Origin of the sequence: Catenuloplanes niger (genome assembly GCF_031458255.1) — a bacterium.
GTDB classification, from domain to species: domain Bacteria; phylum Actinomycetota; class Actinomycetes; order Mycobacteriales; family Micromonosporaceae; genus Catenuloplanes; species Catenuloplanes niger.
The window spans coordinates 1,056,813-1,070,329 of sequence record NZ_JAVDYC010000001.1 but is presented as its reverse complement, the minus strand read 5'-3'; the positions used below and the strand labels follow the sequence as shown (position 1 = coordinate 1,070,329).

At 71.6% G+C, this 13,517-nt stretch carries 9 protein-coding genes and 1 pseudogene; 5 read left to right on the top strand and 5 right to left on the bottom strand.

Annotated features, from left to right (window positions below; translation table 11 throughout):
- Positions 1 to 9: 9 nt before the first annotated feature.
- The 3 genes and pseudogenes from J2S44_RS04705 (at position 10) to J2S44_RS04695 (ending at position 4,665) form a co-directional block, all read left to right on the top strand.
- Positions 10 to 2,433, top strand: a complete 2,424-nt coding sequence (locus tag J2S44_RS04705) for a glycoside hydrolase family 95 protein (RefSeq protein ID WP_310409321.1) — start codon at positions 10 to 12, stop codon at positions 2,431 to 2,433.
- A 35-nt stretch (positions 2,434 to 2,468) separates the two neighbouring features.
- Positions 2,469 to 3,623: pseudogene (locus J2S44_RS42830) on the top strand (RICIN domain-containing protein); the annotation flags it as partial.
- Positions 3,624 to 3,795: 172 nt separating this feature from the next.
- The gene (locus J2S44_RS04695; protein ID WP_310409319.1) at positions 3,796 to 4,665 is read left to right on the top strand and encodes a helix-turn-helix domain-containing protein; all 870 of its coding nucleotides are present in this window, start codon (positions 3,796 to 3,798) and stop codon (positions 4,663 to 4,665) included.
- A 29-nt stretch (positions 4,666 to 4,694) separates the two neighbouring features.
- On the opposite strand, the gene J2S44_RS04690 is transcribed toward J2S44_RS04695, so the two are convergent.
- From J2S44_RS04690 to J2S44_RS04680, 3 genes are all read right to left on the bottom strand, one after another.
- Positions 4,695 to 4,967, bottom strand: a complete 273-nt coding sequence (locus J2S44_RS04690; RefSeq protein ID WP_310409317.1) for a hypothetical protein — start codon at positions 4,965 to 4,967, stop codon at positions 4,695 to 4,697.
- A gap of 530 nt (positions 4,968 to 5,497) precedes the next feature.
- The gene (locus J2S44_RS04685; protein WP_310409316.1) at positions 5,498 to 5,893 is read right to left on the bottom strand and encodes a hypothetical protein; all 396 of its coding nucleotides are present in this window, start codon (positions 5,891 to 5,893) and stop codon (positions 5,498 to 5,500) included.
- 31 nt (positions 5,894 to 5,924) lie between these two features.
- On the bottom strand, positions 5,925 to 7,934 hold the full coding sequence (locus J2S44_RS04680) for a DUF8224 domain-containing phage-derived protein (RefSeq protein ID WP_310409314.1): 2,010 nt from the start codon (positions 7,932 to 7,934) through the stop codon (positions 5,925 to 5,927).
- A gap of 129 nt (positions 7,935 to 8,063) precedes the next feature.
- On the opposite strand from J2S44_RS04680, the gene J2S44_RS04675 reads away from it, so the two are divergent.
- Positions 8,064 to 8,909: a TIGR03621 family F420-dependent LLM class oxidoreductase gene (locus J2S44_RS04675; RefSeq protein ID WP_310409313.1), complete on the top strand. Its 846-nt coding sequence runs from the start codon at positions 8,064 to 8,066 to the stop codon at positions 8,907 to 8,909.
- Between the two features lie 124 nt (positions 8,910 to 9,033).
- Positions 9,034 to 10,452, top strand: a complete 1,419-nt coding sequence (locus tag J2S44_RS04670) for a glucose/sorbosone family PQQ-dependent dehydrogenase (protein ID WP_310409311.1) — start codon at positions 9,034 to 9,036, stop codon at positions 10,450 to 10,452.
- A 54-nt stretch (positions 10,453 to 10,506) separates the two neighbouring features.
- On the opposite strand, the gene J2S44_RS04665 is transcribed toward J2S44_RS04670, so the two are convergent.
- On the bottom strand, positions 10,507 to 12,105 hold the full coding sequence (locus tag J2S44_RS04665; RefSeq protein WP_310409309.1) for a thiamine pyrophosphate-binding protein: 1,599 nt from the start codon (positions 12,103 to 12,105) through the stop codon (positions 10,507 to 10,509).
- A gap of 109 nt (positions 12,106 to 12,214) precedes the next feature.
- Positions 12,215 to 13,477, bottom strand: coding sequence for a glycosyltransferase (locus J2S44_RS04660; protein WP_310409307.1), 1,263 nt, complete (start codon positions 13,475 to 13,477; stop codon positions 12,215 to 12,217).
- Positions 13,478 to 13,517 lie beyond the last annotated feature (40 nt).

Here is a 13,517-nt window from a genome sequence, read left to right as displayed (position 1 = left end):
GAGATCCTCATGAGCGCAGTGACACGACGGCACCTGCTCGCCGCCGGTGCGGTCGGCGCCGGCGCCGCGCTGACCCCGCCCGGGCGGAGCGCGGCCCACGGCACCGGTCCGTCCGCGGCCGCGGACGATCTGGTGCTGCGCTACGACGGCCCGGCCGGCACCGACTGGCTGCGCGCGCTGCCGATCGGCAACGGCCGCCTGGGCGCCATGGTGTTCGGCAACGTCGATGCCGAGCGGCTGCAGCTCAACGAGGACACCGTCTGGGCCGGCGGGCCCTACGACTCCGCCAACCCCCGGGGCGCGGCCGCGCTGGCCGACATCCGCCGGCTGGTCTTCGCCGACCAGTGGAGCCAGGCACAGAACCTGATCAACCAGACGATGCTGGGCAGCCCGGGCGGCCAGCTTGCCTACCAGCCGGTGGGCAACCTGCGGCTGACCTTCCCGGCGCCCGGGACGGTCACGCAGTACGCGCGCACCCTGGACCTCACGACCGCGACCGCCGCGCTGACCTACCTCGCCGGCGGCGTGCGCTACCGGCGCGAGGTGTTCGCCAGCGCGCCCGACCAGGTGATCGTGGTGCGCCTGACCGCCGACCGGGCGAACGCGCTCACCGTCACGGCCGCCTTCGACAGCCCGCAACGCACCACGGTCGCCAGCCCGGACGGCACGACGATCGCGCTGGACGGCATCTCCGGCAGCATGGAGGGCATCGCCGGCAGCGTCCGCTTCCTCGCGCTGGCCCAGGCGATCACCGACGGCGGCACCGTCACCGGTTCCGGCGGCACGCTGCGGGTCACCGGCGCCACGGCCGTGACGCTGCTGATCTCGATCGGCTCCAGCTACGTCGACTTCCGCACCGTCAACGGCGACTACCAGGGCGTCGCCCGCAACCGGCTGGCCGCCGCCCGCGCCGCCGGGCACGACCGGCTGCGCGCCCGGCACCTGGCCGACTACCAGGCGCTGTTCGGCCGGGTCACGATCGACCTCGGCCGGACGACCGCGGCCGGCCAGGCCACCGACGTGCGGATCGCCCGGCACGCCGCCCAGGACGACCCGCAGTTCGCCGCGCTGCTCTTCCAGTACGGCCGCTACCTGCTGATCAGCTCGTCGCGGCCGGGCACCCAGCCGGCCAACCTCCAGGGCATCTGGAACGACCAGATGGCGCCGTCCTGGGACTCGAAGTACACGCTCAACGCGAACCTGCCGATGAACTACTGGCCGGCCGGCCCCACCAACCTCGCCGAGTGCCAGCTCCCGGTGTTCGCCATGATCAAGGACCTGACGGTGACCGGCGCCCGCACCGCCCGCGCGCAGTACAACGCGGGCGGCTGGGTCGCGCACCACAACACGGACGCGTGGCGCGGCTCCTCCGTCGTCGACGGCGCGCTGTGGGGCATGTGGCAGACCGGCGGCGCCTGGCTGGCCACGCTGATCTGGGAGCACTACCGGTTCACCGGCGACGCCGAGTTCCTGCGCGCGAACTACCCGGCCCTGCGCGGCGCCGCCCAGTTCTTCCTGGACACGCTGGTCACCGACCCGGCCCACGGTTACCTGGTGACCAACCCGTCGAACTCGCCGGAGCTGCCGCACCACCCGGACGTCAGCGTCTGCGCCGGGCCCACCATGGACAACCAGATCCTGCGGGACCTCTTCGACGCCTGCGACCGGGCCGCCGAGGTGCTGGCCACCGACACCGACCTGCGCGCCCGGGTTCGCGCGGCCCGTGACCGGCTGCCCCCGACGCGGGTCGGCTCGCGCGGCAACGTCCAGGAGTGGCTGGCCGACTGGGTGGAGACCGAGCGCACCCACCGGCACGTCTCGCACCTCTACGGCCTGCACCCGAGCAACCAGATCTCCCGGCGCGGCACCCCGCAGCTGCACGAGGCCGCCCGCCGCACCCTGGAACTGCGCGGCGACGACGGGACCGGCTGGTCGCTCGCCTGGAAGATCAATTTCTGGGCCCGGCTGGAGGACGCGGCCCGCGCCCACAAGCTGCTGCGCGACCTGGTGCGCACGGACCGGCTGGCGCCCAACATGTTCGACCTGCACCCGCCGTTCCAGATCGACGGCAACTTCGGGGCCACCGCCGGCATCGCCGAGATGCTGCTGCACAGCCACCTGGGCGAGCTGCACCTGCTGCCGGCACTGCCCGCGGCCTGGCCCACCGGGCGGGTCACCGGCCTGCGCGGGCGGGACGGTTACACCGTGGCGATGGCGTGGAGCGGCGGGCAGGCCGACGAGTTCACCGTCCGGGCCGACCGGGACGGCACCGTACGGCTGCGGGCGCGGCTGTTCACCGGCGGTCACACGCTCACCGACCTGACCGGCGGCGGCACGCCCGCCACCACCCGGCCCGAGACGGACGTGATCGCGTTCGCCGTTCAGGCCGGACACACGTACCGGGCATCCCGGTCCGGCGCGACCCGTTCCTGATCGACCGGAGAGGAAGCAGCGCATGACATCCCCCGATCCGAGGAGCCCGCCGCCGATGGACGGTCACCGCCGCCGTCCTCACCGTGGCCGCCGGCACGCTGGTCGCGGTGGCGCCACCGGCCGCGGCCGCGACCGTCGACCCCACCGCCTGGTACGTGCTGGTGAACCGGGGCAGCGGCAAGGCACTCGACGTGTCCGGCGCGGCCACCACCGACGGCGCGGCCCTGGCACAGTGGACCCGACACGACGGCACCAACCAGCAGTGGCAGTTCGTCGACTCCGGCGGCGGCTTCTACCGGCTGAAGGCGCGGCACTCCGGCAAGGTGCTCGACGTCTCCGACGCCGCCACCGCCGACGGCACCGCGCTCGTGCAGTGGTCGGACACCGACGCCACCCACCAGCAGTTCCGGCTGGCCGACTCGGACGGCGGCCAGGTGCGGCTGATCGCCCGGCACAGCGGCAAGGCCGTCGAGGTGCAGGGCGCCGCCACCACCGACGGCGCCCGCGTGGTGCAGTACACCGACTGGAACGGCGCCAACCAGCAGTGGCAGCTCGCCCGGGTGGCCGGCGGCGGCACCACACCGCCCCCGGCCGGCAGCGGGTGCGGCCGCACACCCCCGGCCGGCGGCGTCCACACCATCTCCAGCAACGGCAAGAACCGCTCGTACACGCTGCGGGTCCCGGCCGGATACGACGCCACCCGCCCGTACCGGCTGATCTTCGCCTTTCACTGGCGGGGCGGGACCATGCAGGACGTCTCCTCCGGCGGCACCAGCGGCACGCCCTGGTCCTACTACGGCCAGCAGGAGCAGTCGAACAACAGCGCCGTCCTGGTCGCACCGCAGGGGCTGGGCAACGGCTGGGGCAACGCCGGCGGTGAGGACGTCACCTTCGTCGACGACATGATCCGGCGGCTCGACGGCGAGCTGTGCATCAACCCGGCCCAGCGGTTCGCGACCGGCTTCAGCTGGGGCGGCGGCATGAGCTACGCGCTCGCCTGCGCCCGGGCCGGGGTGTTCCGCGCGGTCGCGGTGATCGCCGGCGGGCAGATCAGCGGATGCAGCGGCGGCACGCAGCCGATCGCCTACTTCGGCCTGCACGGCATCAGCGACAACGTGCTGTCCATCGCCCAGGGCCGGGCGCTGCGCGACACGTTCGTGCGCAACAACGGCTGTGCCGCGCAGAACCCCCAGTTCGCCTGACCCCGGCGGGCGGTCGTCGGCCGTGCCCTCGGCCGGCGACCGCCCTCACCTCGTTCCCCGGTGTGTCGCTGAGGCGACGTCCGCATCCACCGCCGGTGGCGTCTATCGAGGTGGTGACGACATCGCCAGCCCGTCCGCGCCCGCGCAGTATCTTCGCTCCATGAGTTCGGCCCTCGACTCCTTTCGTCGCCGGTGGGCCGCGGTGATGGGCGAGAGCTTCCGGCTGCCGGCGTTCACCCCGTCGACCGTCGCCGGTTTCCGGGGCACGATCCTGGCGTCCCGGGTCCATGACGTGGCCATCAGCAGTGTGCGGGACGCGCCCGCGTTCAACACCGCGAAGTTGCCCGACGTCAGCGCCGGCAAGGTGCGCCTGTGGATCGTCCGCCAGGGTGCCTGGGCGCTGGAGGAACGCCACGGCGTCACCCGGACCGTACGGGCCGGCGAGTTCCTGCTGCATCGCGGCGCGCTGGAGCGTTTCCACTCCGAACCCGGCGCCAACTCCCTGCACATCGTGATGCCGGCCGGTGCCCTCGCCGCGCCGACGGCCTGCGGCGCCGCGTCGACCCCGGAGATCCGGATGGTGGCCGCACACGCCGAGATGGTGCGCACGATGAGTACGACGCTCGGTCCGGCCGGGCTGCAAGCCGCACGCGACACCCTCGTCGAGTTGGCCGGCGCGGTGCCGCGAGGGGCGTTCGACGACGTGGAGCCCTTGCTCGCACCGGCGCTGGCGGAGGCGGCGAAACGGCTGGCGGACAGCCGGCTCCTCGATCGCGAACTGTCCGCCGTGACGCTCGCACGGGAGTTCAACGTTTCCGTGCGTACGCTGCAGCGCGCGTTCGCCCGGACCGGGGAGAGCGTGGCCTCGTACATTCGGCACCGTCGTCTGGACCGCGCGCGGCGTGATGTGGCCGCGGGGACGCTGACCATCACGGAGGTCGCCGCACGATGGCATTTCGCGGACGGCAGCCACCTCACGCGCGCCTTCAAGAAGCGCTTCGGTCACGCGCCGAGCGCCACGCTCCGGTGACCGTTGTCCGCCGCGGCTGCGGTCACGTCTCAGCCCACGGTGTACCTGTCGGACAGCACCGGAGGGGTGTCGTCCAGGTCGTGGTAGTAGAAGTCCGCCTGATCGCGCGCGACGTGCAGCCTCCAGTACTCCTCGGCGATGACGTCCGGCTCGGACCGGGGGCGTCCCTGACCGATGTTGGCGGCGATCGACACGTGCGCGGCGAAGACACCGCTGCCCGCCAGCCCGGCGTTCAGGTTCAGGGCATAGCTGCGCAGGGCGGAGACGGCGATGGCGACGTTGGAGATCTGAGGCACCACCATGCGGCTCGACACGGCACCGGTCCGCCGGGAAGACGCCGACGCGCCCGTCGGGGATGCTCTCCGCGATCGACTCCAGCCGGTCCCTGTCCCGTGCGATCAGCGCGATGTCGAAGCCCTCTGCGGCGAACCTATGTGCGATGGCGCGGCCCATCAGGGAACCCGCGCCGACGATGGCGAGCGTACTCATGGCGGGAAGGCTAGTGAGACCGGCCGCGCCGCGACTTGGACCACGGCGACTCGTCCTCGGAACATCCGCGACAGACCGAACCCGGTCAGCGCCGGGCCTGCGGTACCGGCGGACGAATCCGGTGACCCGATGGTCGCCTCGAACGTCCTAACCGTCGCGCGCGTACGGCCCGGCGCCGCCTCCGACGGCTCGGACCCGCGGGATGTAGCGGAGCAGCCCGGCCCGTTGCTCCCCGGTGCGGGCCGGGAACGAGGTACGGGAGCCGGGCGAGCACGGATCTCGGCATGCCCGGTGCGCGGCAGTCGTGGGTCAGCACCGTCGGTGACGTGTGCTGACCCGCCCGCTACAGGTTGTTGATCCGGGCCAGCAGTTCTGCCTCGGTCAGGTTCTCCAGGGCCGCGTCCTGCTTGCGGCCCAGGATCTCCAGCAGCTTCTCCTTCTCCAGCTTGTTGGCCGCCGCCGCCTTCGCCGCCCGGTCATCCGCGATGCGGACGGCGATGACGTGCTTGACGATCTCCAGCTTGGTCTCCAGGGTCGCCTTGGCCGGGTTGGTCTCGGTGGCCACGAACGACTCGGTGTCGACGGCCTTGAGTTCGGCGTTGACGGCCTTGGCCACCTCGTCGAGGCTGAAGCCGGACTTCGCGGTCAGCGGAAGCTCCCACAGTTGCTCCGTGGTCAGCTGGCCCTTGGCCGACGGGTAGCGGAACTTCTCCCGGGTGGCCTTCTCGAAGATGTTCATGACGGTTTCTTCCTGTGTCGGGGGCGGGTGTTCAGAACTGGATGCTCAGGAGGCGACGCCGGCCGCCGGTCATGGTCACCTTGGCGAGCACGGAGTTGCGGACGGTGGAGCTGAAGCCGAGGCCGGACAGCTGATCCGGGGTCGGCTCGCACTTGGTGCGGTCGCCGAGGACCTCGAAGACCTTGCGGTGCGGTTGCAGGTCGCCGCGGAGGAACTCGTTGTAGATGCCCCGGGTCGGCTGGTCGTTCACGCACCCTTTCAGCATGAAGAAGTAGTGGCGGTTGCCGACCTCGTTGCCGTCGAAGTAGTTCGGCGAGTACATGACGGTGGACACCGGTACGAACTGTTCGGTGGTGATTCCCCACAGGTCCTTTCCGGTGCTGCCCGACTGCATGTCGCTGCCCGGCCGGAAATCGGTGATCACCTCGTTGGTGACCGTCATCCGGCCCACCTCGACGGTGTCCTTGTGGCCGACCGCCCGATCGTGGCTGTAGTGCTCGATCCGCCCGTTGCTCTCGGTCTCGATCACGAAGCCGACGTCGTTGCTCTCCCGCTTGTTGTACTGGTTCACCTCGATCCGGTACTCGCCGTCGGGGATGATGCCGGTCCAGGTGACGTTCTCCACCGGCTCGCGCGAGAACGCCCCGCCCGCGTTCATGTCGACGTCGAGTTTGTTGCGCTTCTCCCGGTACCAGATGTGGTCGCCGTTGGGCTCGAACACGTGCAGGTCGAGGTCGTCGTGATTGAACCAGGACAGGCTCACCCGCAGCTTGCCGGTGACGTTGCCGCCGGCCCGCTTGACCCTCTCCTTGATCGAGTCGGTGACGTTGCCGCCGTACGACCAGGCGAAGTCGTTGTCCCAGGTGAACAGCCGCGGGGCGGCCGGGTGCCGGCCGGTGGTGAGGCTGACGAAGTGCGGTTCGTGGCTGTTGGCCACCCACAGGTCGATGGTCGCGGCGCCGGGCAGGACGTCCTTCATGAAGGCGACCACGGGGATCTCCTCCGGTTTCCCGTCACGGGCGCGCGCCGTGGACGGCCTGCTGGTGGCCGCCCGCATCAGCAGCCCTTCGAGGCCGTCCTTCATCCGCGGCTGGGTGTCGTTGTCGACCCACAGCACGTCGGTGACCGACACGTCGGACAGCCGGGCGAAGCGGCGCTCCAGCGACTCCTCGATGCCCAGCTCGTCGATGGTCCGCATGGCGGCCTTGACCATGGCCGGGGTGATCAACGCGGTGGGGCGCTTGTAGTTCTGCGGCGCCACCTTCGTCTCGAACGACCGGACCGCCCGCTCCAGGTCGACGCCCTCGGAGAGATCCTGGACGAGGGTGCCGATCACCGTGTTGCGGAACCGGGCCGCCGGGTTCGCCGCGTTGGCGAACACGAAGGCCCGCCGGTCGGCCGCCCGCGTCCATCGGTGCTGCAGCGTCCGGAACTCGGTCACGGCCCGGCGGTGCTCCGTGCCGCGGTAGAGCGCGTCGCCGTCGATGAGGTCGACGACGGTGTCCAGGGCCTGCGGGGTCAGCTCCGCCAGTCCACGCTCGAACACCCGCACCGCGGAGTCGAAGGTGCCCCGCGCCGTGCCGACGTCCGTGGTGCGATGCCGTTTCGCCACCCGGCCGTGCAGGTGGTGCCACGTCTCGACCCGGCCGTCGCGCAGCGTCCGGGTCGTCCTCGCCCCGTACTGTGCCTCCGCGGTGCGGAACACGCCGGTCAGCGGCAGCGTGCGGACGAACGCGTCGAGCGCGGCGGCGACGACCGAGAACACCGGGTCGGCGGCGGACACCCCGGACCAGACGGTACGGATCCGCCCGTCACGGATCTCGACGACGTTTCCGACGTTCTTGATGAACCCGCGGCAGGTCGAGCAGTCGTACTCGGAACGCTCCCGGAACCGGGGATTGGTGCCGGCCGGGAAGGAGTCGAGGAAGGTGAGCCAGATCGAGTCACGGTCGAGGTGGTCCCCGACGACGTACAACTCACTCTCGGACATCGCGGACAGACGCCTCGTCACGTCCGCTACGAACTGCTGAAAATCGCCCACCGTGTCATCCTCCTCAACGCCCGCAGATCCTATTGATCGCACGCGGACGGAGAAACGCATTTCCGGCCTTCTGCCACGGCGTGGGGGCACGGGACAGCGGATGACATCGACGGACGTCATACTCGGAGGATGTCCGAACGACCGTTTCGTTTCGGTGTGGGCCTGACCGGCGTCGGGTCCCGGTCCGCCTGGCTGGCCAAGGTCCGGCACGCGGCCGACCTCGGGTACGACGTGTTGCAGATCCCCGACCATCTGGGCATGACCGCGCCCTTCCCGGCCCTGGTCGCCGCCGCGGAGGTGGCGGGCCGGATGCGGCTGGGCACGTTCGTGCTCAACGCCGCGCTCTACCGCCCGTGGGTGCTGGCGCGGGACGTGGCCGACACCTGGCGGCTCACCGACGGCCGTCTCGAACTCGGCCTGGGTACGGGGTACATGGAGCACGAGTTCGCCGCGGCCGGGCTGCCGTTCGGCTCCGGTGCCGAGCGGCTGGCCCGGCTCGCCGACACGCTGCGCGAGGTGCGGCAGCGGCTGGCCGGGGAGCCGGACCGGCCGGCGCCGCCGGTGATGCTGGCCGGTGCCGGTCGGCGACTGCTCGAGCTGGCCGGCCGGGAGGCGGACATCGTCGGGTTCTCCATGCAGGCGGCGGTCGTCCCGGGGGTCGCGCCGGAGCGGGCCCTGGCGGACCGGATCGCCGCGGTGCGCGCCGCCGCCGGTGATCGCTTCGCCGACCTGGAACTCAACATGATCGTGGGCGCGGCCGGCCGCACCCCGGCCGAGGCGGACCTGACCATCGCGCGCGCGGCGACCGGCATGCGCGACGAGGACCTGCTCGGTCTGCCGAGCGTGCTGTGCGGTTCGGCGCCGGAGATCGCGGACCGGCTGCGGCGCTACCGCGCCGAGTTCGGCATCTCCTACTACGGCGTGCTGGAACCGCACATGACGGCGTTCGCCCAGGTCATTCCGCTGCTGCGCTGACGCCGCACCCGCTGGTGGGGGACGGGTTTCGCGCGCCGCTATGCCGCGTTGATCCGATGTAGTCGTGGGCGCTGTCGACTGGCGTGGCCGCGGTCACGCGGCGGAAATCAGCGACAGGAGAATCATGACGACGGCAGGAAGACGAGCATCGGCGGCGCTGCTGGGAGCGCTGGTCGGCGTCGTGGGCGTCGCCGCCGCACCGGCGCGGGCCGCGGAGCCGGCGTTCACCTCACGGGTGCTGGTCTCGGGGCTGGCGAACCCGTGGGAAATCCTCACCGGGCCGGACCGGCATCTGTGGGTGACGGAGAAGTCGGCCGGCCGGGTGACCCGGGTCGACATGGTGACCGGTGAGAAGAAGACCGCGGTGACGATCCCGGACGTGGTGGCGACGCCGGGCGGCCCGCAGGACGGTCTGCTCGGCATGGCGCTGCACCCGGATCTGCTGGAGGGGACGAACAGCAACCCGTACGCCTACCTCACCTACACCTACGACGCCGATCCTGCCGCGGCGGTGCTGCTGCGCCGACAGAAGATCGTCCGCTACACCTACCAGCGTTCCACCGGGACGCTCGGCGCACCACTCACTCTGATCGCCGGGCTCCCGGTCACCATCGACCACGTCTCGGGCCGGCTGGTCATCGGCCCGGACTCGAAGATCTACTACACGATCGGTGACGGCGGGCACAACCAGGCCACCCTCTACTGCCAGCCGATCCTCTCCCAGGCGTTGCCGACGCTGCGGCAGGTGCTGACCGAGGACTGGAGCGCCTACCAGGGCAAGGTGCTCCGGCTGAACCTGGACGGCACGGTTCCGCTCGACAACCCGGTCATCAACGGGGTACGCAGCCACGTCTACTCCTACGGGCACCGCAACGCCCAGGGGCTGGCGTTCGGGCCCACCGGGCTGCTCTACTCCACCGAGCAGGGCCCGAAGTCGGACGACGAACTCAACCTGATCACGGCGGGCGGCAACTACGGCTGGCCGCACGTCAACGGGTACCGCGACGATCGGGCGTACACCTATGACAACTGGTCCGCGGCACCGGACTGCGAGAGCCTGACCTACAGCGACTTCGTGACGCCGGCGTCCGTGCCACGCCAGCGGGAGACGGCCTTCACCGATCCCCGGCTGGTCGGGCCGATGCGGACGTTCCACACCGTCCCGAACGGCTTCAACTTCCAGGATCCGCGGTGCGTCGTGGGTGGCGTAGCGGTCTACCACATGTGCTGGCCGACCATCGCGCCGTCGAGCGCGGCCTTCTACGCGTCGTCGGGTGTGCCGGGTTGGCGGAACTCGGTGCTGGTGCCGTCGCTGAAGTACGGCACGGTCTACCGGGTGCCGGTCGGTGCCGACGGGATCAGCGCCGGTGAGCCGACGGCGTTGTGGCGGACGGTCAACCGCTACCGCGACCTCGCGTTCGGCGCGGACGGCCGGACGTTCTACGTCTCGACCGACGTGTCCGGCATCGCCGCGGACCTGGCCGGCACCCCGACCCTGGGCCTGGCGAATCCCGGCTCGATCCTGGTGTTCACCCTCACCTGATGCGCCGCGGCGGCGCCCGCCGGTGAGACACCGGCGGGCGCTCCCGGGCCCGTCTCAGTGCGGCATCGGCGTCATCTGCCGTACGTCGAGGCGGACGTCGACGAGGAGCGGGCGGGTCCGGTCCGCTATCGCCTTCTCGGCGTAGGCCAGGTCGTCGGTGCTCCGCACGGTCACCCCGTCACCGCCGAGCGCGCCGGCGACGGTCGCCAGGTCCGGCCAGGAGAACAGCGACAGGCGCGGGTCGAGGCCCCGGTCGACGAACTGGACGTGTTCCGCGCCGTACCCCCCGTCGTTGCAGACCACGACGATCAGATCCAGTCCCTCGCGTACGGCGGTGGCGAACTCGCCGATCCCGCCGTGCATGAAGCCACCGTCGCCGCAGACGAGGACCACGGGATCGGCCGGGTGCACGGTGGCCGCCCCGATCGCCGCGCCCATGCCGGTGCCGATCGACCCGAAGTTCTCCGGGAACACGAAGCTGCGCGGATCGGAGACTCGGATGAAGCGCAGCGACTCCATCATGAAGCGTCCACCGTCGCTGACCACCACGCGCGGTGACGGCAGGATCTCGTCGATCCGGCGGAGCGCGGTCTCCACGTCGACGGTCCCCGAAGAGGTGGCCGGACGGCTTCGGGGGAACCGGTCGAGGCGCCAGGCGACGGCGTCCCGGAACCGGCTGCCCGGCACCGTCGCCGCGTCGAGTTGCGTGATCAGTGCCTCGGCCACCACGCCGGCGTCGCCACGTACCGCAGCGTCGTATCCGGTGTGCCCGTCCGGCGCGGTGTCGATGACGACCACCCGCCGTCCGGTCAGCAGCGCCCCGTTGTCCGTGGTGTACCGGTTCAGTCCGGCGCCGACGGCGATCAGCAGATCGGACTCCTCGATCAGCTGCCGGGTGGCCGGAGCGGCCAGTCCGCCGGCGAGACCGAGGTCGCCGGGCTCCCCGTCGAACAGGCCGGTGGCCTTGAGCGTGGTGGCGACGGGCGCACCGATGCGGGCCGCCAGCGCGAGGACCTCCCGGCGGGCCGCGATCGCGCCCCGCCCGGCGAGGACGAGCGGCCGCTGTGCGACGGCGATGTGTGCGGCGGCATGCCGGACCGCGGCCGGGTCGGGGTACGGCGTCTGCGGCTGCGGCAGGTGCAGGGGCACTTCGTCGTAGCGGACGTCGGTCCACATGAGGTCGGACGGGACGTTGAACACGACGGGGCGCTGCTCCACCAGTGCGCGGCGGACGGCGATCGCGAGGTCGGCGAGCGTGGTCTCCGGCGTTCGGGCCTGCTCGAATCCGGCGCCGGTCGGCAGGACCACGTCGCGCTGGGGGATGTCCTGGATGTTCTCCCGGCTGGTGGTCGCGGTGTCCCCGGCGATCAGCAGCAGCGGCACCCGGCCGCGGACCGCCTCCACGAGGCCGGTGACCGTGTTGGTCAGCGCCGGGCCGTGCGTGACCGTGACGACGCCCAGCCGGCCGGACAGCGCCGCGTAGCCGAAGCCCATGAACATCGCGCCGGCCTCGTGAGCCGCGGCGACGTACCTGCCCTTCATCTCATGCACGAAACTGTGCACCAGGAACATGTTGGCGTCGCCCATCAGCCCGAAGACGGTGTCGACGCCGTGCCCGGCCAGCGCGCGTGCCAGTGCGGCGTGCAGCTTCATGGTGGTTCCTCCTGAGAACGTACGGCGAAGCAGGTCAAGCGCAACGCCCGTGCGTCGACAGCGGCTCAACACCGGGTCGCTGCCGGTGCCGGTGGACGCACCGGTCCGTTCACCGGCCAGCACGCTCGATCAGGGTCGCGGCCTCACCGGTGGAGTCCTCGGTGCGCAGGTGCTCGGCCAGCGCCGCGGCACGGGCCGCGGTGCCGTCGGCCAGCAGCGGCAGGGTGGCCCGGACGAGCCGGTCGGCGGACAGCGCGGTGTACCGGAATGTGTCGCCGACGCCGAGGCGGCGGACGACCCTGCCCCAGAAGGGCTGGTCGGAGAAGACCGAGCAGATGACGGTGGGCAGGCCCGCGCGCAGGGACGCGGCGGTGGATCCGGATCCGCCGTGGTGCACTGCGGCACGGCAGCCCGGCAGCACCGCGTCGTGATCGACGGCGGTGACCACCCGGACGTCGGGATCCCGTGCCGTGTCCGCCGCCATGTCGCTCCACCCCGCCCCGACGAGTGCCCGCACGCCCATCCGGCGCGCGGCCGTACGGATGAGGTCCAGGACCCGGGCCGGGTCCTGGACCGGCATGCTGCCGAAGCCGAAGTAGACGGGTGGATCACCGGCCGCCAGCCAGTCCGTCAGGCCCGGGTCGTCGTCGCCGTCGCCGAGCGCGGCCCGCTGCGTCGCCGACAGCCGCGGACTGCCGACGAGTGGCCTGGTCGCACCCCATCCGGCCAGTTCCGGGAGCAGGAACCGGCTGTAGGCCTGAATGTCCGTCACGCCGGCGGCGGCAAGCCGTACATCGGCCGGTGCGGCGGCCGGGGGCAGGCCGAGCGAGTGCCGGAAGGCGTTGAGGTCGGCCCGGCTGCTGTGCCAGAGCCGTCGCTGGTAGATGACGTGGGTGAGCCGGTTCAGCGGGGCCGGGAGCCTTCGGGGCGTGACGATGACGGAGGCGAAGCGGCTGTTCGGGCGTACCGGCGCGTAGTGCAGGCCGAGGAACGGGACACGCTGCCATTCGGCGAGCGTCGATGCCTCCTCCTCGATCAGGCGAGTGCCGACGACAACGTCCGCGCCGCCGGCGAGTGGTCCCATGTCGCGTTGTACGTCGCGGATGATCCGGTGCCGTTCCGCGATCAGCTCCCGCAGGTACGCGCGCACGTCGCCACCGGCCAGCCACTGCTGGCCCGCCGGTGACCGCAGGAACCGGTGTGCGTCCACGCCCAGCGGACGGGCGTCCACGCCGGCCCGCCGGGCGAATCCGACCAGATCCTCGTTGACCCCGACCACGACCTCGTGACCGCGCGTGGTCAGCGCCCCGGCCAGCGCGACAACCGGTTGCACATCGCCGCGGGTACCCACGGCGTAGAAGACGATCCTCATGATGTTCCTCTCTGTCATGCCGGTCGCCCGGCACCGGCCG

What these genes read in the sequence shown, in the direction of transcription:
- J2S44_RS04705 (WP_310409321.1), top strand. Translation starts at nt 10, where the DNA reads ATGAGCGCAGTGACACGACGGCACCTGCTCGCCGCCGGTGCGGTCGGC.
- J2S44_RS04695 (WP_310409319.1), top strand. Translation starts at nt 3,796, where the DNA reads ATGAGTTCGGCCCTCGACTCCTTTCGTCGCCGGTGGGCCGCGGTGATG.
- J2S44_RS04690 (WP_310409317.1), bottom strand. Translation starts at nt 4,967, where the DNA reads ATGGTGGTGCCTCAGATCTCCAACGTCGCCATCGCCGTCTCCGCCCTG.
- J2S44_RS04685 (WP_310409316.1), bottom strand. Translation starts at nt 5,893, where the DNA reads ATGAACATCTTCGAGAAGGCCACCCGGGAGAAGTTCCGCTACCCGTCG.
- J2S44_RS04675 (WP_310409313.1), top strand. Translation starts at nt 8,064, where the DNA reads ATGTCCGAACGACCGTTTCGTTTCGGTGTGGGCCTGACCGGCGTCGGG.
- J2S44_RS04670 (WP_310409311.1), top strand. Translation starts at nt 9,034, where the DNA reads ATGACGACGGCAGGAAGACGAGCATCGGCGGCGCTGCTGGGAGCGCTG.
- J2S44_RS04665 (WP_310409309.1), bottom strand. Translation starts at nt 12,105, where the DNA reads ATGAAGCTGCACGCCGCACTGGCACGCGCGCTGGCCGGGCACGGCGTC.
- J2S44_RS04660 (WP_310409307.1), bottom strand. Translation starts at nt 13,477, where the DNA reads ATGAGGATCGTCTTCTACGCCGTGGGTACCCGCGGCGATGTGCAACCG.